A 20,672-nucleotide genomic window follows, 5' to 3' on the forward strand; every position below is an offset into this window, starting at 1 on the left:
CGCCGATCGATCGGGCTCATCTCGGGGCACCCGGAGTTGACGTCCGGGCCGCGAACCACGCGCGATACCAGGCCACCGTTTCCGCGAGAGCGTCCTCGAACGAATACCGCGGATGCCAGTCCATCCGCGTGCGCGCCTTGGCGCAATCGAGAAACTGCTGGGGAATTTCGTGCGTCGCTTCATTGCGGATATCGGGCTCGACGGCCGGAACGCCCATGGCGGCCAACACGCGACGAACCACGTCAATGACTGTGAGCGGCGTTTCGGTCCCGAAGTTGAACGCCTCACCCGAAATGCCGTCCCCAGGGACACGCTCGGCGAGCTGCAGATACGCGTCCACTGCATCGCGCACGTAGAAGTAGTCGCGCACAAACGTGCCGTCGCTGCGAATGACCGGGCGCTCGCCCTGGAGCGTCGAGCGAATCGTGCCGGGGATCAGTCGATTGAAATTGAGGTCGCCGGCGCCGAACAGGTTCCCGCATCGCGTCACTGCAATCGGGACCTTGTACGTATGCCAGTAACTGAAGCTGATCAGATCGGTACAGGATTTCGAGACGTCGTACGGGAAGCGTCCCTGCAACGGCGCGTCTTCCGTGTACGGCAGGATATCGTGCGCGCCATACGCCTTGTCGCTGGACGCGACGATCACGCGCTCGATGCGCGGCGCGCACTGCTTCGCCGCCTCCAGGAGACACCAGGTACCGCGGATGTTGGACTCGAAGGTGGACATGGCGCTGCGCGAGGCCGTGCCGACGATGGTTTGCGCCCCGAGGTGGAACACGCTGTCAATCTCATATTCGTTGAGCACCCGGAGGAGCGTGCCATGATCCTCGAGTTCGCCACGGATCACCTGACAGCGCGGCAAGAGCGAGGAGGACACCGCACGACTGTCAGGGACCCAATCGCGCACGAGCACGGTCACGCGTGCGCCTCGCGCCAGCAACTCTTCCGTCAGGTGCGAACCCAGCAAGCCCGTCGCTCCAGTGACAAAGACGTTTCGTCCGCTCCAGAAGTTCATGGTTCCGATTTCCACGGGGCGGTGCCCGAAGCCCACAATTCCTCGAGCAGCAGCTTCTCACGCAGGGTGTCCATCGGTTGCCAGAAACCGTGATGCCGATATGCCATCAGCTCGCCTGCGCGCGCAATTCGTTCCAGTGGCTCACGTTCCAGGCTGATCGTGTCGCCGTCAATGTAGTCTAGGACGCCCGGCTCGAACACGAAGAATCCGCCATTGATCCAACCCTCATGGGCCTGCGGCTTCTCGGTGAAGGCCTTCACCGCATCGCCGACAATCGTGAGATCGCCGAAACGGGCCGGCGGCCGCACCGCCGTGACCGTGGCAAGCTTTCCGTGGGCACGATGATACGCCAGCAGGGCGCTGACATCGACGTTCCCCAGACCATCGCCATACGTCACCATGAACGTGGAGTCGCCCACAAACGATTTCACGCGACGGAGTCGACCGCCGGTCATCGTGTCAAGTCCCGTGTCGACGACGGATACGCGCCAGTCGGTACGCGGCGCATTGAGAAATGCGACGGCACCGCTTTGCAAATCAACCGTGAAATCGCCGTGCTGCGCGGCATAGTTGTGAAAGTACTCCTTGATCAGCGCCCCCTTGTAGCCACACGCGACCACAAACTCGCGGAAGCCATGACTGGCATAAACACCCATCAGGTGCCAAAGCAGCGGCATCCCGCCGATCTCCACCATGGGCTTGGGGCGCGAGCCGGTTTCTTCAGCGAGACGGGTGCCGCGTCCACCGGCAAGAATCACCACTTTGACTGTTGGTTCGGTCACGTCGTCCTCACGATGCACCCAACTTCGTGCTCGGGGACTGCTCGGCCATTCGATGTCGCCATGCCTTGAGTGTGCCGGAAAAACGAAAGCCCAGCAAATAGGTGAAGAATTCCCAGCAGGTGGCCATGCGCACGTGCGACAGCCCACTGCCCCGCATGCGCGCAAACACGTTCACTTCGATCACACGAACGCCCATGTAATGCGCCTTGATGAGCATTTCCGGATCCAGCAGCCAGTTCGTCGACTCAAGGTCCATCGCTTGGGCAATCTCGCGCCGAAGCATGCGCGGCTGGCCATTGACGTCCCACGAGCCCAGCTTCGGCCACAACATCCGCACGAACACGTTGTACCCCACCGAAATCACGCGTCGCAGGAAGCCGTCCATGCGGTAGCGTCGACGAACCTTGCCTACCACGCGACCGTCGGTGTCCGCGCACGCCTCATACAGCCGAAAGACGTCCTCCGCATCGACCTGTCCGTCAGCCGCCACAGTACCAATCCATGAACCGTTGGCATGACGCATCCCCTGAAGAATGCCGTTGCCATAGCCGATGTTGGTGTCGACACGCACCGGATTCACGATGCCGGGAAATCGCTCAGCCAACTCCGCCAGCTTGTTCCACGTCTCATCCTTCGACCCATTGTCGACGGGAATGATCTCGTAGCGAATCCCGCTGTTGGCGAAGGCGCGCACGAGACGCGGCACCGTCGTTGGGACGTTGCCGACCTCGTTGTAGCAGGGCATCACGAGCGAGAGGACGAGAGGTCCTCTGGCTACGTCGTCGATGGCGCGTTCCGGTGTCAGCGGCTCTCTCCCGCGCGGCACGCGGTTGGCGTCCCCGGCAGACTACGCACGCGCGATGTCGCGATCTGAACGAGTTGGGTCATTCGCGAGTGAGTAACAAGGCGAGGCAAGAAGACTGCTCCGCGAAGAACGGAGTGTATTCTTTGCTCAGAATCGACGACTGCGGCCCCAAAAAAATAACGACCGGCCGCCCGGGAAGCCCATAGGCTCCGATGGCGCCTATCAAGGGACGTCGACGCCGAAGAACAACGCCGTTCGCTGAACGCCATCAGCCACCGAGATCGAAGGCACCCACCCAAGGATCTGACGCAGCCTCGTCACCGACACCGCATCGTGAGGCATTTCGTCAGTGCGCCCGGGCAGGGCGCCAAAGGAGAGACGGCTTGACGGTATCCCGAGCACCACCGCCGTGGTTTCCGCGAAGTCCCGCACGCGGCACTGCCTCCCCGTTGCGAGGTTCACTACCCCTCCGGGTATTGAAGGCTGCCGTCCCAGCCGAAGCAGGCCTTCCGCGACGTCCTCGACGTACGTGAAGTCCCGCAGCTGCAATCCTTCGCTCAACCCGACGAGTTGTGTATGACGTCGTGCCTCCAGCAAGGTAGGCAGCAACCGCCCGTCATGCTCGCCCGGTCCGTAGACAGTGAAGAGACGAGCGGTCACGGAGGACAAGGGCCACTGGTCCACTAACGATCGGGTGCCGGCCAGCTTGGAGACGCCATACAACGTCGTCGGCGCCGGACGTGCGTCTTCCGGCAAGGACCCGCCGATGGGGCCATACTCCAGCGCCGACCCGGCATGCACCAATCGCTGCCCCGGCCAGAGCCCTGATGGAGTGCGATGCACCAGTTCTCCCAGTTGCTCCACCAGTTCCGCATTGATTCGCCACGATCGTGCCTCATTCCGCTCGGATCGGTCAATCCCATATCCCGCGAGGTTGAACGTGATGGTCGGCCGCCAGGCGTCAATCAGGTCCGCGACGGCCATCGCATCCAAGAGATCAACCGGCACCACCCGCGTCTCAAGCCCGTAGGCATTGCTCAGTGCGCGCATCGCCGCCACATCGCGAACGCCACACGTCACGTCGGCACCGCAGGATGCCAGGCTCCGAGCCACCCATCGCCCGATAAAGCCTGACGCCCCCAGAACGAGCACGCGAACGCCAGCGTATCCGGAACTCATGGTACCGACAGCGGCGCCCGGACACTCGCCAGCGCCTCACTCGTGGAGAGCGGTCCGGCGCGGACGGTGAACCGCTGACCCGACACCGTTGGACCATCGACGAGCCACACCGGTCGATCCGCAAACGCGGCAATCACCGCGCTGTCCGTCGCCGGCCCGGTGCGACGGGCGTACACGGGAACGGCCTCGTCGAGGTCGAGAGGGTTGTAGGTCGCAGCGGACGCAAAGTCCGGAAACTCCCGCCCCGCGATGAGCACCAATCCTCGACCGAAGCCATAGCGCGTACTCATTGTGGCAAGGTCCGGCCGCATGCCTCGGAAGAATCGGTATTTGTCCACCGCGCGCCACGGCACGAAAATCAGCCAGCTGCCCAGGACCAACAGTGCGATTGCGGTCAAACCCCGACTGTCGACCCGTCCCGGCAAGGTCTCGGAGACTCCCCACATGGCATCCGGTGCCAGAAGCGTCAATGCCCCCCGCGATGTGAGCGCGACGAATGGCACGATCATGAGGAACCAGTATCGGGCACCAAAGTCGGGACCGCCCGAATAATAGTTGAAGAAATAGGCCAGCCAGGTAATGCCGACGAGGCCCAGCATCAGGCGATCCGCGGTAGACAGCCGACCCCGCAGCACGAACGCATACACCAGCAACAGCGACCCGACGCTCCAGCCGAACAGCTCCACCTGCGTGGTGGACGTGTTGAGCGCGGCGTTGATGATTCCGTCGATCGGACCGTGGCCGGGATTGGGGTCAAGCGCCCACCCCATGCCGCGATCCTTGCCGAATCCGTAATCGTTGGCGCCCTTACCATACACTCGATCGATGTACGTCATCATGGGAAATGTGCTGACCTTGCCCGTGAAGAATCGATTGAACGCCAGCAACGGCGCGGTGGCGAGCAACGAACCCAGCACCAGTCCCGCCGTGCCGGACAGGCGCAGGCGTCGCCCGCCGAGCCCGATCGCCCACAGCCCGAGCGCGGCCGCCATGATCATTGCATCCAGCTGCCTGACACTTGCCGCGACACCCAGCGCGAGCCCCCCGCATAACGCCCATCGCGCCTGTCCAGTGCGTCGCGCCAACATGACGCCGAGCGTCGCGGCCAGGGCGCACCACATGGTGAGGGCGTGCGGCATGAAGCTCATGCCGAGGAACACGTTCCATGGTGACGTGGCGAATAAGAGCGTCGCCAGGCGTGTGACACGTCGCCCGTAGAGCGGCTGCAGCACCAGATACAGCAGCAGCACATTCACGCCGGTCAACACCGGATTCACCAGCCAGGGCGCTCCGATCAGCACGCCCGGCACCAGCGCCGCCGGCCAACCGGGAGGGACGGGCGTGAACCATCCGTTCGCCCCGCTTTCAAACAGATACAGACCAAATGCAGACGGCACCGGCGGATTGGGCACGGTCAGTCGTCCGCTGGCGAAGGTGCGTGCCTGAAACAGGTACGCCACCTCGTCGGGAATGTGCGGATGCCGGTTGTATGCGACGACATACAGCAGGAGGCAGGCAGCCGTTACGCCGACCGCCGTGGTGATCGCGAACCGATCAATCCGCGGTGCGATTTTGTCGCCAAAGGCGAGATCACCGCCCAACAAACGCCCGAATCGATCGTCCAGCCACCGCGCAGCATCCGGCGGCAATGCGCGCACCACCAACACGAGCGTCCCGAGGCTGAGCAGTTGGATCAGCGACGATGTCACGATTTCGCTGACGAAACGCGGAATGTCCCGCCCCACGACGGCGCTGGAGCCGGCCATCGCCATCACGAACACCGGAAGCCTCCAGCCGGGCAACAGGCCGACGACGCGAACGTACAGCCGGCCAATGTCCGCGCGCAGCGCGGACGGCACCAGGATCACCTGCACCGCCAGGACCGCGACGCTCAGTGGGTGGTTTGGAAATGCGCGCAGCGGGAGATAATGCTGATAGGCGAGCGCCGGACCCGCCGAAATCAGCGACAATGCTGCCGCGAAACCTGCCAGAAAAAGCAGCGCCCAGCCGATGGCCGTCCCGGCGCTGTTGCGAGTACTCACACGATGACCGGAAAGGGTATCGGCACAATGAACTGCCCACCCCGATCGCGATACGCCTGCTGCTGACGCATGATCTCATCCGCGAAATTCCAGGCCAGAATGAGCACATAGTCCGGCTGTCGCTCCAGCAGGGTCTCCACCGGCAGCACCGGCAGATGCATGCCGGGGGTCAGTGTGCCCACCTTGAGCGCGCTGCGATCCACCGTGTAGGGCACAAGATCGGTGCCAATGCCGCAGTAGTTGAGCAGCGTGTTGCCCTTGGCCGGTGCGCCATACCCGGCAACGTGCTTGCCCTCGTCCCGCAATCGCTCCAGCAGCGCGCGCAACGCGGTGCGTTGCGACTCGACATCATGGGCGAACCGCTGCCATCGCGCCAGACTCGTCAGGCCAATCGCCGCTTCGGATTCGATCATCCGCAGGACGCTCGCGCCCGGCGTGGCGTAGTGTTCCCGCCGGCCGGCATACATGCGCACCGATCCACCATGCACGGGCACCTCATCAACCCGCACCAGCGTCAATCCCACCGACGCGCACAGTCGTTGCAGTGCGGTGACAGAGAAGTAACAGAGGTGCTCGTGATAGACCGTGTCATACTCGAGATGTTCCAGCATGGTGCGCGCGTACGGCACTTCGGTGATCACCAGGCCGTCGCCGTCAATGAGCGCCTTCGCACCACGCAGGAAGTCCTGGGTATCGTCCACATGCGCCAGCACGTTGTTGCCAATCACCGCGCGCGCCGCCCCGCGTGCCGCACGCAGCCGGGTCCCGGTCTCGCCGTTGAAGAAGTCTCCGACCGTCTCGATGCCATCGCTGCGCGCGATCTCGGCGATGTTGGTGGCCGGCTCGACGCCGAGAGTCCGGACGCCAAGCGCCTGAAAGCAACGCAACAGGCTGCCGTCGTTGCTGGCGACTTCCACCACCAGATCGTCGGCGCCAAGCGTCAACAGGTCCGCCACCGTACGCGCATAGGCGACGTTGTGCGCGGCGATCGTTTCCGAGGTCCCGGTGACATACAGATAGTGCCGGAACAAGACCTCCGGATCGATGACATCCGCGAGTTGCACCAAGGCGCACTCCTCGCAGAAGTACACATCGAGCGGATATCGGGCTTCGTGCTCCGCGTCGCCCATCGTTCGCAAGTTGGCGTTCGCTAACGGCTGTGGGCCAAGTACCAGAAACCGCGTCAGCCGTTCTGCCCCGCAGGCCCGGCACTGCGTTCGAACGCGATGCACCGCTTGCGCTGCGGACCGCTGCCCAATGGACTCGCTCACTGTACCATCACTGTGGAAGGGTCACTGCGCGCCGTCCTGACGCACGAATATGACGTGCGCATTCGATCGCACGCAACACGACGCAACCGCCGGTTCCGCCACGCCGACAGACCATCCTCAGCGCACGCGGGACAGTGCATTCCCGGCGCCCAACCAGTACCCGACCACCTCGCCAAGTCCCCAGGCCACGACGAACGCGGAAATGAACGGCAGGGTGGCCATCACGCGCCCCATCGGAACGCCCTTGGCCACAAGGCTTCGGGTGATGCGCAACAGGAGCAGCGGCGGCAAGGCGAAAGCCGCAGCACCCGTGGCGAGCCGCCGAGCGAACGTCGCCCCCTGCACTCGGGCGCCGGCATACGACCGGGAGTACAGGAAACGCTGCCCCGCGTACTCCAACAGCCCGAAATGCTTCTTGTGACCGACCAACAGGTTCGCACGACAGACCAGTCGAACACCGTCCGCGCGCATGGCATCATGCAGCCGGTTCTCCCATGCCCCCTGCGCCGTGATCGGCAGATAGCGCTGCAACACCGCGCGGCGGTACACGACATTGTTGCCCGGAAGCCATGCGGCCTCGCCTTCCGGCAATGGCGGCAAGCAGGCGCTGTACTCGCAGAGAAACGTCGCCCAGTCCAGCAACCGCTCGGAGGCGGCATTCTCGATGGGGCCACCCACCACATCGTGCCCTTCCGCGAGGGCGGCCAGCAGACGCTCTCCCCACTCCGGCGGCACGATTACATGGTCTTCGATCACCGCAATGGCCTCGGCCCGCGCCAGCCGGAAGGCGGCATCCCGCATTTGCGGGATGGTCGTCGCTCGCGGCACCTCATGCAGCGTGACCCAGGGAAATCGCGACCGTACCGTGGCCGCAACGTCGCCGCCAAGCCGATCCACCACCAGCACTTCAAGGGCAATTCGCGCACGCACCTCGTTCAATGCATCGCAGCAGGGCACCAGGTCGTGCAGCCCGTTGACCGAGGGCACGACCACGGTGAGGACAGGGGTCGCTTCGATGGGTTCAGCCACGGGGATCCAGGGAGGTTTGGTGGGCCGACGGCTGGCGCCAACCATGGAGGGAAAGAAAGAGCAGGCGTTCGACGACTTGCGCCACGCGAATGGACAGGGGGAACGAGGAGGACGCAAGCGTCGGCAGCTTGATGCTGCGCACGCCGGCCATCCCCGCCCCCGCCACGTCCGTCAGGTATTGATCGCCCACCATCACGACTTCGCGCACGGTACACCCAAGCGCACCGACGGCGGCGAGCACCAGCGCGCGGCTCGGCTTCCGAAGGGCATGGAAATCATCACCCCTCGCCGCCGCACGTTCGGTCGCCGACATGGAGTCGACACCCTGATGCAATTGCCGGATCCGCGTCGCACCGCCGCCATACACGCGGAGAATCGGCACCGTCGGCAGCATCTGTCCAAGCTGCGAGAACCGTGATTCAGGCGAATTCGAGACCACCACGTGCCGCAGCCACGGCAACGCCAGTAATGTCTGGAATTGCGTCTCGATGTCCGTATGGAGCCGGGAATCGTGATAGGCGGTGAGCGTTCCATCGATGTCCCAGATGATGCCGCGAATTCCCTCTCGCTCAAGGAACGGCGCGCTCAGTTGTTCCAGCGATGCCATATGCCACGTAGGGCACATGTGCCGCATGACCGTGCCCAGGCGCGGCGCCGATTGCCACAGGGTGCCCAAGAGCGACTCGCGCCGTGCCATGCGAGTCAGAGCGCGAGCTCTGGAAACGCACCTCGGCGGAGTCGGATCCCCCCGACCGCCAGCAGTGCGCCCACGTACGCCAGCGCACCAATCGGCACGCTGAGCAGCACGGAACGATCACCCAGTACCCACACGGTCAGCGCCATGATCGAAGTGGCAATACCCACACGGTAGAAGCGCCGCGGCGCGGTCATCGACAACCCGAGCCGCCACGAATAGCGTAAGGCAAGTCCGGTCCGGACCATCTCGGTGGCCAGCGTGGCTGCCGCCGCTCCCGTCATGCCCCACCGCGGGATCAGCACGATATTCAGGACCACGTTGGCGCCTGCGGCCCACAGCACCGTGCGCAACATCAGGTCCTGACGTTCAAAGGCGATGAGCACGCCCTGCCCCACGTTGCGCACCAGCGCCACGGGCACGATGACCAGCAGGATCTGCAACGGGAGTGCACTGGGCGCGTATCCCGCACCAAAGATGAACGTCACCAGACTCATGGCCACCACAATGCCACCGGCGGCAACCGGCAGGCCGCCGGCGAGTATCTGGACCGTGGCACCGTCCACGAGCGCGCGAGCCGCCATCGCATCGTGACGGACGCGCGTGAGGCTTGGAATCAGGCTCATGGTGTACGCGACGCCAAGGTTCTGGAAGAAGCTGATCAACGTATAGGCGGCCGCGTAGTAACCGACAGCCGTGCTGCCTTTGATGGCTCGCAGAAACAGGAAGTCGCTGTTGTAGATGGCCAGACCAAGCAATCCGTGCAGCACCATTGGCCAGGAACGACGCACCAAGGGCACCAGCACTGCGGGACGCATCTGCAATCGCAGCGGCCGCACCGTGGCCGGCAGCAGGCGTATCAGGAAGATGGCACCAAGCAACTCGCCCAACACCTGAGCCAGTGGGACGCGCAGCAAATCGTCGGGATGACGCACGGCCAGCAGCACGATCAACGCGGCAGTTCCCTCGCTGATCACCCGCGACCAGGAGGCATTGCCCGGTTGCTCGAGGCCCAGATGGACCCAGCGGGTGCCCATCGCGACGGTCAACAATGTCACCGCGTACACGGCCAGCACGGGCCCGTCGGGCTTGGGGACCACCGTCAACGCCACCACCAGTGTCACGGCCAGCAGCGCGATCGCCACGAGTACGCGGCCGCCGAGAATCGGCGGCAACGTCTGTGACAGGGCATCCGGGCGATCGGCCACCTCGCGCACCCCAAGCATCTCGATGCCGCAGTCGGCGACGAACGTGAGATACATCACGACGGTCATGGCGGCGACGAGCACGCCGTAGATCGACGCACCGAGTGTCCGTGCCAAGTACACCGTCGCGAAGAACGCCAGGATACGCGCCGCGGCTTCTCCGAATCCCAGCTTGAGGAAGCGAAGCCCCACCGACGAAACGGCGGACGTCACGTGCGCCGGGTGACGATGCCCGCCACTTCACCGGCCGTCCACACGGTGAGCAACAGGAGGATGGCGGGTGCGGCGCTCGCGAAGCGCCACCCTCGGCCCTTGCTCACGTGCGCGCGCGCGTGGCGCGCGAACACGGTGAACGGGATGAGCGGACCCGCCGCGGCCAGCATCAGACGTTTCGCGACACCGAGGTGACGCCCGCGAATCGCGCCGAACAGGCGGCCCCAGTGAAACCGTTCGTTCAGTAAACGCGCCAGCAGCACTGGCGCCCGCTGATGCTCCACGACCAATTCGTCCGAGAGGAAGAGCGTCTCCCCCTGTTGCTGCAGCGCCCAGTGCACCACGGGCTCCTGATAACGCTCCTGCCAGAGGTCCCGCGTCTGCTCCAATGCGCGACGCTTGTAGATGACATTGACGTCGCTCACCCAGTCGCGCGCGCCGCTCTGGAACGGTGACGAGTATCGGGTGAAGTCGCAGACGTGAATGGCCCAGCCCATGATGCCGGACGCCAACGGATCGATGGCACCGCCAATGACCGCGTACGGCAGGCGAGCATGCAGGTGTGCGGCAGTGCGCGCCCAGTCGCTTCGCGGCGCCCCGCGGTCCTCGACGATGGCGATCAGCTCACCCCGTGCCGCCCGAAGGCCAACCGCTCGGCGCCGGTCAAACAACTCGTGCTCCCCACCGGCCGACGCGATTGGCTGTTCCGTGGACACGGTGCCAAGGGGCAGAAACTGCACGGTCGGAAACACCGACTGCAACGCGGCCAGCTCCCGGACGCTCTCGTCATACGGGACAAGGATCTCCATCGGCGGCGCGTCCTCCTGTTCGACCAGCGCGCGCAGCAACCGCGGCAACGCGGCACCACCCTCGACGATCGTGACGACGACGCTCATGAGCGGCGCCGCGGACACCGTTGCGCTGGTTGCCGCCGCTGATTCGCTGCTGGCCGGACTCACCTCACCCCCACATCGAACCGAGCGGCGCCAGATGGACCGCTTCGCGCGACGCCGAGCTGCGGCGCACGGCGTCGGCCACCTGCAGCGCCCGTAACCCGGCGTACCCGTCAGCCAGGGCACCGCTGGGGCGACCGGCGATTCTGGCCAGAAAATCCGTCAGCTCACCGTCAAACGTCAGCCGCGTAGTCGTCGTCCACGAACGCAACTTTTCGCGGACCATGACATCGAGATGTCGACGTCGCTGCACGCGACGAGGGGCGCCAGGATGGCTGTGCGTGATGAGAAGGTTGGCCATGGGCGCATACGAACCGCGGACCATGCCCAGGGGACCGTACACCTCGATGGCGGCCTCGTACCCCTGCCATTCCGTCCATGTAGCATGGTAGGTGGCCGCCGTCCCTGCGGCGTTTCGGAATATGGCCACCGCATTGTCCTCGGACCCCGGAACATTCCACACCGACTCCGACATCATGCCGTAGACATCGGTGATTTCCCCGAGGAAATAGCGGGCCAGGTCGGACATGTGGATCCCCACGTCCATCATGGCGCCGCCGCCCGAGACCGGGGCACGAAACTGCCAGTCCGCCCGGAAATTCCCCAGGCCATCATGGCCGCCGAAGACGCGAACGTGATCGATCGGCCCGATCGTACCGGCATCGACCACCTCGCGTACATACTGCATCGCGGGGTAGTAGCGCAGATTGAACCCGATGGCCAGCACCCGTCCCGCCCGTTGCGCCGCCGCAATGATTCGTTCGCAGGACTCGATGCTGTTCGAGAGTGGCTTCTCGCACAGCACGTGCAGCCCGCGCTCGAACGCCGCGAGACACGCTTCCTCGTGCAGATGAATGGGCGACGAGATGATGACGGCGTCCATCGGCACGCGAAGGAACGCCTCGAGATCGCCGACCACGACCGCATCAGTTCCCTTCGCGGCCTCGGCGGCCGCCGCTGGTACGACATCGTATACCGCCGCCAGGGTGGTATGCGGATTGTCACGCAAGCTTTCGGCGCGTAGTCGGCCGATGATCCCCGCGCCAACGACGCCAACTCTGATCGTCATAACCAAGCCTGTGTCGGCGCCTGCCGAGCGGAAGAACGAATGCGTTTGACGCGCCGGATTGGCGTGCCCGTGTCACAGCGAGCGGCCCCCTTCGGACTGACGGACCGGACGACGGCACCGTGCGGCGCCGCTCATCCTCTGGTCAGCGCCGCCGAAAGGTCATTGCGGTCTGACGGTCGCGTTGTACACGGTGCCTACGATACGACCGAAGGCATAGCCGATGACGAACGCGTACACGAACCCGACAAACGCGCCGACCACGCTGACGGAGTACCCCGGCAGGAAGACCGATATCAGCCCGAGATGCTGGCCCATGTCCGGTCCGCCCTGCAGGACCAGGATGATGGTGGCGAAAAACAGGCCGAAGCCCATCAGAAAGCCGGTGGCGACGCCCCACGCGCGGGCGTGCAGGCGGGCGAGCGTGCGCTGCGTTTCGGGCGGGAGCGGCTCGAACGACGACGAAGGAGTGCGATGCGGAGCGGTCATGGCGAGGCCGGAATCGGAAAGGTCAGATGTGGTCCAGGAAATCACGAGTGGTCGAGAAGTCGCTGCGGATCCGCAGAGTCATCAACCAGAATGCATAGACGAGGTTTCGCGCAAACGCCGCGAACCACCCCCAGAAAAATCCGGTGACAAACGCCCAGGCCGCGCCCACCAGGACGCCGATGATGGAAACGCTGTAGCCGTAGAAATACTCGTGCAGCAACCACAGGGGGAATCGCTGGTCCGGATCGACGACCATCGACACGATGGTCATGGCCGCGAGGAGCAGGCACACGCCGCACCAAAGCCCAGGCCCAGTGCGCGCTTGTCGAGCGGAGCAAAGGCCAGCGCGAGTTGACGTTCGATGGCTGGTTCAGGATTCGTCATATCGGCATCAGGAGGCCGCGACTGGATCGCGTCGGTCGTGAAGTGGCGTGATGGATGATGGCACCGCGTGGGAACGATGCGTAAGGATCGCCCACGCCGCACCGATGCCGCTCAGTACGTAAAAGAGCAATCGGAACGGCACGACACGCAAGGCAAAAAACGCACCGCGGTGTCGCTGGAACCAGCGCAGCAGCGCCGCATTGCCCAGAACCACGCCAGCGATGCCGAGGAGCGAGATCACCAGCCACGCCCCGCTCAGGGTGACGACGGCGAGGGCGAACGCCAGAGCCGCAATGCCCGAGACAGCCGTCAGGGCTTTTTCGCGAAACTGCAGGTTGAGCGGGCCGTGCGACGACACCTCCCGTCGATCGATAAGCAGATGCATCCAGGGCACCGCGCGATCGCGCAGGTCGGTCCGAACCATGTTGCGCAGCGTCCACTGCTTGAGGTGTTTGCCCTGGAGTTCCGGCACCAGCAGAATGCGGCATCCGCGATCCTTCAATCGATACCCCAGTTCGATGTCCTCGATCTGGGGCCGAGGATACCGGGACCCGTTGAAGCCGCCGACGTCGAGAAATGCTGTACGGCGCACGGCCCCGCACCCCGCCCAGAACGTGGACGCGTCTCCCGGATGGGTCGAATGCACATGGTGATGCAGCAAGTTGCGGTACTGCGACAGGAATCCCGGGTGGGCCGGGCGATCATCGTACGCCCCGAAGACGGCGACGACGTCCGGATTCGCGTCGAACGCCCGCGCGAAGCCGGTCAGGGTGGTTGGCGACACCACGACGTCGGCATCCACAAACAACAGCACACCTGCGCGGGCCACGGTGGCGCCAAGATTGCGCGCTTCGCCGGGCCCCCGAGGTCCGCTGGTGGTTGTCAGCACGCGGTCGGCCATGGTGCGCGCCAGATCCGGCGTCTGGTCGGTACTCGAGTCGTCAACCACGATCAATTCCCAACGCGCGCGCGGCAGGTCACTGGCCAGCAGTCCGGTCAGGCAGCTCTGCAGGACCACCGGACAGTTGAACGCCGGCACGATTACCGAAAGGGCCAGCGCCGCCCCGTCGGATCGGTTGTCCCGCGAATCTGAACTCGGATGCGTGAGCACTGATCAGTCCGTGTGGAGAAGGCGCCGCATGCGACGCGCCGTAGCGCGAAGTCCGACACCCAATCGAAACCCGGGAGATCCCCACGCCTCCAGGTGCCCGGGCGCCCGAAACGAGCACGCGTCGAGCCGCGGGATGCGTGCGTGATCCTCGCGTGACCGGAGCGCCCGGAACTCCGTCGTGCACGCCCAGCGAAACGCCGTTCGAGCGACCGAGGCCACCGCGTCGTTGCAGTCCCCGTACGGATAGGCGAAGCTGTCCGGCCGTGCGCCCAGTCGCGCGGCGATCTCGTCCGTCGCCGTCAACAGTTCATCTTCGACCGCCGTTGCCGACAGTCGCGTGAGGCGCGGATGCGTCCGCGTGTGCGCCCCGATGGCCACACCGGCCTTCGCCAAACGCTCCAGGGCATCCCAGTCGAGTAGCGGCAGGTCCGGAATACCCGCTTGCGAGGTGCCTCCCCAACGGTTGTCCCGTCCGACGTGATCGGCGACGACGAACAGCGTCGCCGGCAGGTCATGGTCACGGAGCACGGGCGCCGCATATTCGGCAAAATTGGCGATGCCGTCATCAAACGTGAGGGCAACCGCCGGCTCATGGTGCCCGTTCTCGCTGTCGGCCAGCAGCGCCGACAACGATTGCACCCGCACCGACCCGCCGGTCAGCCACGCGACGTGGCGTTGAAACGCCTCGGGCGCGATGGAAATCGGCGAACCCGTCTCGTCGATGGAGTGATAGGTGAGCACAGCGCGCATCATGCCGCCAGATCCTGAATCGCTTGCCACGTGACCCCGGCGGTTCGCCCCCAACTCAACCGCTGCGCGCCCGCAAGAGCCGCCTGAGCGCACGACGCGCGGTGGACGGGATCGACCAGCAGCTTCCGCATCGCCTCAACCAGTGCCCGCTCGTCGCGCGGCGCGACGAAATGCCCGGCGCCCGGCAGCAACTGCGGAAGCGGGCTTTCCAACGTGGCAATCACCGGCGTGCCGCACGCCGCCGCTTCGACCGCGGGCAAGCCGAACCCTTCGCACTCCGAGGCCAGCACACTGGCCACGGCGCCACTCAACAGCAGACGCAATTCGTCGTCCGGCACGAACCCGGTCCAGTGAACCAAGGGCCCGGTCCCGACCTGCGTGATCCGTTGCCGAATGGTGTCGATGCTCTCGTGAAAAACGTCGGTCAAGGCGCCCACCAGCAGCAGGTGCGTCGCCCGTCCTGTTTCCGCCACGAGTTTCGCATGCGCACTCACCAGCACATCCACATGCTTGTGCGGATTGAAGCCACCCACGTAGATGAACCACGCGGCGGCATCGGTCACGCCGTGTCGTGCCGCGAGCGCCCGAATCGCCGGCTGATTGTCCGAGGGACGGTATGCCGCCGACGGCGCCTCCAATGCCACACGGATGCGCGACGGTGCAATGCGATAGAATCGCGCGATATCGGCGGCGGCAGTCTCCGATACAGTGAGTACCAACCGGGACTGGGCCAGCGCCAACCGGCTTTTTATCTGCCAGAACAGGCGCGCGCGAGTCGACGGCAGCGTCAGTTCGGGAAAGCGCTCCGCGATGGCGTCGTGCAGGCACACCAGCAACGGCAGCCCCGGCGGTGTCGGGAAGTACGCGTACACCGCGGGCGAGAAGAACGCATCCAGACGTTCCCGATGCACCGCCCGGGTGAATCGCAGCATATCCGAGACGGAACGACTCCCATCGGACGCCGCAGCCACGGTCGGTGAGACCGACTGCGGCACCACCACCACGCGCGCTCGGGTCGCCAGGGCGGCAATATCCCGCGCCGCGTCGGAGGCGCGCGCGTCCGCAAAAAGCACCCACTCCACGTCGGTGGACGTCGGAAGCATCGCTGTTAACAGTTCGCGGGTGAACCGCCCGAACCCGCGTCCATTGGCCAGCGTCGACGCATCCACACCGACCCGCATCGTCACGCCGACGCCCCCCCCATCTCCGCCTTCTCGTTGGGATCGACGCGCTGCTCCTCGTGATACTCGAAATCGGTGTTCACGGCCCACACGTCGTGCCGTGCCTGCCCCAGCATGTTCTCCAGGGTCAGCATGGCCGTATACATGGAGTGATCCTGATTGTTGTACTTGTGCATGCCGTTGCGACCAACCGTGTGCATGTTCGGCACGCGATCAATGAACGCGCGAACACGATCGAGGTGGCCTCGATACGCCGCATCGTAGATGGGATACGCCTTGGGCATCCGCACCACGGTCCCGTCCACCACATCCGACGCCTTGGCCAGACCCAGCGATTCCAGTTCCCGAGCCGCCAATGCCTGCAGCTCGGCATCGCTGCTGGCCCACAACCCATCGCCCTCGAAGCAGAAATACTCCATGCCGAGGCACGTCCGGCCGGCGTCCGGCACCATCGCCGCACTCCAGTTGTTGAAATTCTGGATACGGCCGACTTTCACGCCGGGCGTGTGCACATAAATCCAGTTGTCCGGAAAGAGCTTTTCCTTGTCCAGGATCAGGGCCACGACCAGGAAGTCCCGATAGCGCAGCCCTTCCGCGGCAGTGCGCACCGGAGGCGGCACCGTATCACCCAGCGTTCGAACGAGCGAACGGATATCGGTGGTGGAGATGACATGATCGGCCTCGATGCGCACGTCGCCTGTCGAAGACGACGCGACGATGGCGGTGGCGCGCCCGTCTTTCAGCTCGACCCGATGCACCCATTGCTGCATCAGGACCCGTCCACCCAGCGCCTCAATCCGATCCCGGCACGCTTCCCACATCTGACCCGGTCCCAGTCGCGGGTACTTGAAGGTGTCGATCAGTGACTTGATGCTGTTGTTGCGTCGTGTCAGCGCCGTGGCGGACAAGATCGCCCTGGCCAGCGACAGCCCCTGAATACGCTGCGCGGCCCATTCGGCGCGAATCTCGGTGCACGGGATGCCCCAGACCTTTTCGGTATAGGTCTTGAAGAAGATCTCGTACAGCCGTCGGCCGAATCGATTGGTGACCCATTGTTCGAAAGTTTCCTCAACGGGCGACGGATACATCTTGACCTTCAGGTAACTGGCGATGATCCGGAACGCGTTGATGAGTCCCAGACCAGCCAGCGCGTTGAAGGCCTTAAGCGGGTAGTTGAAGTACTTGCCGCCATAATGAATGCGCGACAGCCGCGGCACGTCGATGAAATCGTCGCCCAGCAGTTCCTCCCACAGGGCCTGCACCGGCGAAATTTTCGTAAAGAATCGATGACCACCGATGTCAAAACGGTACCCTTTGTAACGGGCCGTTTGCGAGATGCCACCCACCATGTCCGTGCCCTCCACCACCGTCACGGCGAAGCCGCGCTTGGCCAGCAGGTAGGCGATGGTCAGGCCGGCGGGACCGCCACCGATAACGGCGATGTGATCCCCAGCGCGGAGGGGCCGCACATCGCGGACCTCTGGAGGTGTCTCCAGAGTCAGATCTGGGCTCGTGTCCTCGACCTTCAGGGCCATGCATACTCCAAGAGTGTTGCCAAATTTCCTTGGCGATGTTGCACAGGCCCGGTGCTTGCCGGTAGGATTGACGTGCGGTAGTTCACGGCGGTGACCCAACGGCCAGAATTGAATAATGCCATTGGCGTGACGATGAGAGCACCTCGCATGTCACAAGGATACGGCATCCAGCCAAACGAGGCGCCTTTGACCCCGGACCATGACAATGAGTCTGCCACCCAGTCCACACTTCGCACAAGTCGTCCGACTGCCGGCCCTGCACTCGTCGCGCCGGATTCGCATGCGCCAGAGGACCACCAGACGATGACGGTGCGCGCGCACCATCGCGCTGAGGATTCTCGGGAGCGGCTGTTGGTGTGGGGCGTGTGGCTTCTGCATCTCGTGGTGCTCGTCGTCGTGGCGTGGCATCATGAACCGTGGCGCGACGAACTGCAGGCGTGGCGTCTTGCGATCGACAGCCCCGACCTTCGGTCGATGGCTAGGAATGCCCGGTACGAGGGGCATCCGCTTATCTGGCATGCCGTGCTGCACCTGCTGGGAAAGGCCTCACGCGAATGGTGGATTGTTGCTGCGTTTCACACGGCGCTTGCCAGCGGTACCGCCTGGATCGTGTTGCGGTTTGCGCCGCTGCCTTTTTGGCAGCGACTCGTCACGATTCTCGGGTACTACCTGTTCTATGAGTACGCGATCATCGCTCGCGCCTATGGCCTTGGCGTGTTCCTTGCCGTCGCTGCGTGCGCCGCATGGACACACCGCAAGCGCCATCCATGGCTGACCGGACTGCTCCTCGTGTTGCTCGCCAATACGAGCGTGATGGGGCTGCTGGTTGCCATCCCGGCCGCATTGGCGTTCTTCATCGACTGGGCTTGGCCCGACGACGGCGCGGCGCGGCACGCGACCTCGCGAATTCTGCTGGTCGGAGGTGCCATTGCGACCATCGGAGCGGCCACCACGGCGATCGTCTATTCCCAGGTTGTCCCACCCTCGAGTTATGCGTTTAGAGGCGACGGCGCTGCGGTCGAGGGTATTGATAAGTGGCGCATCGGCACCGCCGTTGCGACCCCGGCCAAAGCGTTTCTTCCCATTGCCCGGTTGAACGCGAATGGCCTGCAGTGGCGCTTTGGTCTGGTTCACCCAGGCACAACCTTCGGACTTGCGACGGCCGACGCCATTGCCGTACTAATCCTGGTCATGGCGCTGGCGACGACCCTTCGGCGATGGAGCGCGACTGTGCTGCTCATCGCCGGCAGCGGCGTCATGATCATCTTCACATTTCTCGTCTTACAGGGCTACCAGCGACATCACGGGCACCTTGTGGTGGTGTGGCTGATGAGTTTCTGGCTGGCTGAATCCGGAAACCCAACGCTTGGCCGTTGGCAGGCCTTCGCACAGCGGTTCCGTCCGTCCTCACGCTATGCGTTCGCCGGTCTGCACGTTCCTTTGCTACTGGCGAGTGGACAGTACATGCTCGGGGACGTGCAATACCTGTTCTCCGACTCGGTCAACGTGGCCCAACTGCTCGACCGGCCCGAGTATGCCGGAACACCAATCATCGCGCACCAAGACAGCTTCGGCATGGCCGTCGCGGCGCACATGCATCGGCCGGTGTGGCTGGCACGCGAGGGTCGGGTGGCCACTTATGTCACGTGGGGCTATTCCGACCCGAGCCTGCCCGTCGATATCAAGCCCCAGAGCGTCGGGAATATCGCGACGCTGCGGCTCACACGGTCCATGCTCCGAAATCACTGCCGGGTCGTGGTCATTACCTCTTCTGACGACCCGCTCCCGCCACTGCTCCGACCCAGGGCGTCCCTCATCTATGCGACCTCAGTCTTCGTCATCAGTGGCGAGCGCTACGAGATCTGGCAAGTCACGTCCCCGAACGGCCTGCCTTGCCCGGCCCCGACCATGGTGGGGCACGACCATGAACCCGTGCGGGATATTCCGCAGCATACTTTCAGCAATGTCTCGCCACTGCTCTAGTCTCGCGAACGACGGCGCGTCAACGCAATGAGTCTCGAGTCGAACCATGGTGCGCACTGACTTCGTCACCGCGTGAAGGATAAGCCGGAATTCTTGCTCGACGTGGTCGTCGCAACGCACAACCGTGCGCGGCTGTTGCCGCGCACACTCGAGAGCCTCGCAGCCCTCCGGGTTCCTCACGGCGTGCAGGTCCACCTGCTGGTCGTCGGCAATGCGTGCACGGACGAAACACCGGCTGTCGTGGGGCACTTCGCCGCCAGTGCTCCATTTCCGGTGTCCTACATTGTCGAGCCGACGGCGGGCAAGTCGTACGCGCTCAACCGTGGTATCGGCGCCGGCCGGGGCGAGTGGATCGCCTTCTTCGATGACGACGAGGTGGTGCTCCCGGACTGGATCGAGGTGTTCCAGCGTGAAGAGCGCGCTCTCGAGTTCGATTTCGTGGGCGGTCTCTACCTGCCCGAGTTCGAGACAGCGCCACCGTCCTGGCTTCCCCCTCGACACACAACGACGGTCATCGCGCGCCATCCCGAGGGAACTCCGCGACAGCGGCTCGACCAGGAGACGGCGCTCATGTGGGGCGGCAATTGTGCCATCCGCCGCGCGGCCCTTGAGCGTGTCGGCCCATTCGAAGTCGCCTGGGGACGCGGCGAAGGCATGAAGTCGCTCGGGTGTGAGGACATCGAGATGCAGCTGCGCCTGCTGCGCGCAGGATTCAACGGCTGGTTCATACCCGAACTTCGCATTCGCCACTGGGTTCCGGCCATTCGGCTCACGCACAAGTACTACCGGCAGCGGCGATTCTGGGGCGGGCACACGGCCCGTCGGTTCGAGGTCGCCCACGCGCAACATGCGCGCACCGAGGCGCAGCTCTTCGGCACGCCGCGATGGAAATGGCGCGCCGCCCTCGAGTCGTCGTTCGGATTCCCTGCGTGCGCTCGCCACGGGCTCAACAGCGGAGCGCTTCGACTATGAACTCGATGTT

Annotated in this window: 19 protein-coding genes; 2 read left to right on the plus strand and 17 right to left on the minus strand. The window is 64.4% G+C overall.

The window, feature by feature from the left end:
- Positions 1–16 precede the first annotated feature (16 nt).
- From IPP90_01120 to IPP90_01200, 17 genes are all read right to left on the minus strand, one after another.
- The gene (locus IPP90_01120; protein MBL0169314.1) at positions 17–1,018 is read right to left on the minus strand and encodes a GDP-mannose 4,6-dehydratase; all 1,002 of its coding nucleotides are present in this window, start codon (positions 1,016–1,018) and stop codon (positions 17–19) included.
- On the minus strand, positions 1,015–1,800 hold the full coding sequence (gene rfbF, locus IPP90_01125) for a glucose-1-phosphate cytidylyltransferase (GenBank protein ID MBL0169315.1): 786 nt from the start codon (positions 1,798–1,800) through the stop codon (positions 1,015–1,017). The genes IPP90_01120 and rfbF overlap by 4 nt, the downstream gene beginning before the upstream one ends.
- Positions 1,801–1,807: 7 nt before the next feature.
- Complete coding sequence (locus tag IPP90_01130; protein MBL0169316.1) at positions 1,808–2,545, minus strand: glycosyltransferase family 2 protein; 738 nt, start codon at positions 2,543–2,545, stop codon at positions 1,808–1,810.
- A gap of 282 nt (positions 2,546–2,827) precedes the next feature.
- Entirely contained in the window at positions 2,828–3,784 is a 957-nt protein-coding gene (locus IPP90_01135) for an NAD(P)-dependent oxidoreductase (protein MBL0169317.1), read from the minus strand.
- Positions 3,781–5,826, minus strand: a complete 2,046-nt coding sequence (locus tag IPP90_01140) for a glycosyltransferase family 39 protein (protein MBL0169318.1) — start codon at positions 5,824–5,826, stop codon at positions 3,781–3,783. Before IPP90_01140 ends, IPP90_01135 begins: the two co-directional genes overlap by 4 nt.
- Positions 5,823–7,097, minus strand: coding sequence for a methyltransferase domain-containing protein (locus IPP90_01145; protein ID MBL0169319.1), 1,275 nt, complete (start codon positions 7,095–7,097; stop codon positions 5,823–5,825). The genes IPP90_01140 and IPP90_01145 overlap by 4 nt, the downstream gene beginning before the upstream one ends.
- Before the next feature lie 117 nt (positions 7,098–7,214).
- Entirely contained in the window at positions 7,215–8,126 is a 912-nt protein-coding gene (locus IPP90_01150) for a glycosyltransferase (GenBank protein ID MBL0169320.1), read from the minus strand.
- A complete protein-coding gene (locus IPP90_01155; GenBank protein MBL0169321.1) occupies positions 8,119–8,823 on the minus strand; it encodes an HAD hydrolase-like protein in 705 nt (234 codons plus the stop codon). Before IPP90_01155 ends, IPP90_01150 begins: the two co-directional genes overlap by 8 nt.
- 5 nt (positions 8,824–8,828) lie before the next feature.
- Complete coding sequence (locus IPP90_01160) at positions 8,829–10,238, minus strand: oligosaccharide flippase family protein (GenBank protein ID MBL0169322.1); 1,410 nt, start codon at positions 10,236–10,238, stop codon at positions 8,829–8,831.
- Positions 10,235–11,197, minus strand: coding sequence for a hypothetical protein (locus IPP90_01165; GenBank protein MBL0169323.1), 963 nt, complete (start codon positions 11,195–11,197; stop codon positions 10,235–10,237). The genes IPP90_01160 and IPP90_01165 overlap by 4 nt, the downstream gene beginning before the upstream one ends.
- Position 11,198: 1 nt before the next feature.
- Positions 11,199–12,260 carry a Gfo/Idh/MocA family oxidoreductase gene (locus tag IPP90_01170; GenBank protein MBL0169324.1) on the minus strand — a complete coding sequence of 354 codons (1,062 nt, stop codon included), beginning with the start codon at positions 12,258–12,260 and terminating at the stop codon, positions 11,199–11,201.
- A gap of 159 nt (positions 12,261–12,419) precedes the next feature.
- On the minus strand, positions 12,420–12,746 hold the full coding sequence (locus IPP90_01175; protein ID MBL0169325.1) for a hypothetical protein: 327 nt from the start codon (positions 12,744–12,746) through the stop codon (positions 12,420–12,422).
- A 22-nt stretch (positions 12,747–12,768) separates the two neighbouring features.
- Positions 12,769–13,017, minus strand: a complete 249-nt coding sequence (locus tag IPP90_01180; protein MBL0169326.1) for a hypothetical protein — start codon at positions 13,015–13,017, stop codon at positions 12,769–12,771.
- 120 nt (positions 13,018–13,137) lie between these two features.
- Positions 13,138–14,241 carry a glycosyltransferase family 2 protein gene (locus IPP90_01185; GenBank protein ID MBL0169327.1) on the minus strand — a complete coding sequence of 368 codons (1,104 nt, stop codon included), beginning with the start codon at positions 14,239–14,241 and terminating at the stop codon, positions 13,138–13,140.
- 3 nt (positions 14,242–14,244) lie between these two features.
- On the minus strand, positions 14,245–14,994 hold the full coding sequence (locus IPP90_01190) for a polysaccharide deacetylase family protein (protein MBL0169328.1): 750 nt from the start codon (positions 14,992–14,994) through the stop codon (positions 14,245–14,247).
- The gene (locus IPP90_01195) at positions 14,991–16,178 is read right to left on the minus strand and encodes a glycosyltransferase family 4 protein (protein MBL0169329.1); all 1,188 of its coding nucleotides are present in this window, start codon (positions 16,176–16,178) and stop codon (positions 14,991–14,993) included. The genes IPP90_01190 and IPP90_01195 overlap by 4 nt, the downstream gene beginning before the upstream one ends.
- A complete protein-coding gene (locus IPP90_01200; GenBank protein ID MBL0169330.1) occupies positions 16,175–17,707 on the minus strand; it encodes an NAD(P)/FAD-dependent oxidoreductase in 1,533 nt (510 codons plus the stop codon). Before IPP90_01200 ends, IPP90_01195 begins: the two co-directional genes overlap by 4 nt.
- A 303-nt stretch (positions 17,708–18,010) precedes the next feature.
- On the opposite strand from IPP90_01200, the gene IPP90_01205 reads away from it, so the two are divergent.
- Positions 18,011–19,690, plus strand: coding sequence for a hypothetical protein (locus IPP90_01205; protein MBL0169331.1), 1,680 nt, complete (start codon positions 18,011–18,013; stop codon positions 19,688–19,690).
- 72 nt (positions 19,691–19,762) lie between these two features.
- On the plus strand, positions 19,763–20,662 hold the full coding sequence (locus IPP90_01210; GenBank protein ID MBL0169332.1) for a glycosyltransferase family 2 protein: 900 nt from the start codon (positions 19,763–19,765) through the stop codon (positions 20,660–20,662).
- The last annotated feature ends 10 nt before the right edge of the window (positions 20,663–20,672 follow it).

This window comes from Gemmatimonadaceae bacterium (assembly GCA_016720905.1).
Lineage (GTDB): Bacteria > Gemmatimonadota > Gemmatimonadetes > Gemmatimonadales > Gemmatimonadaceae > Gemmatimonas.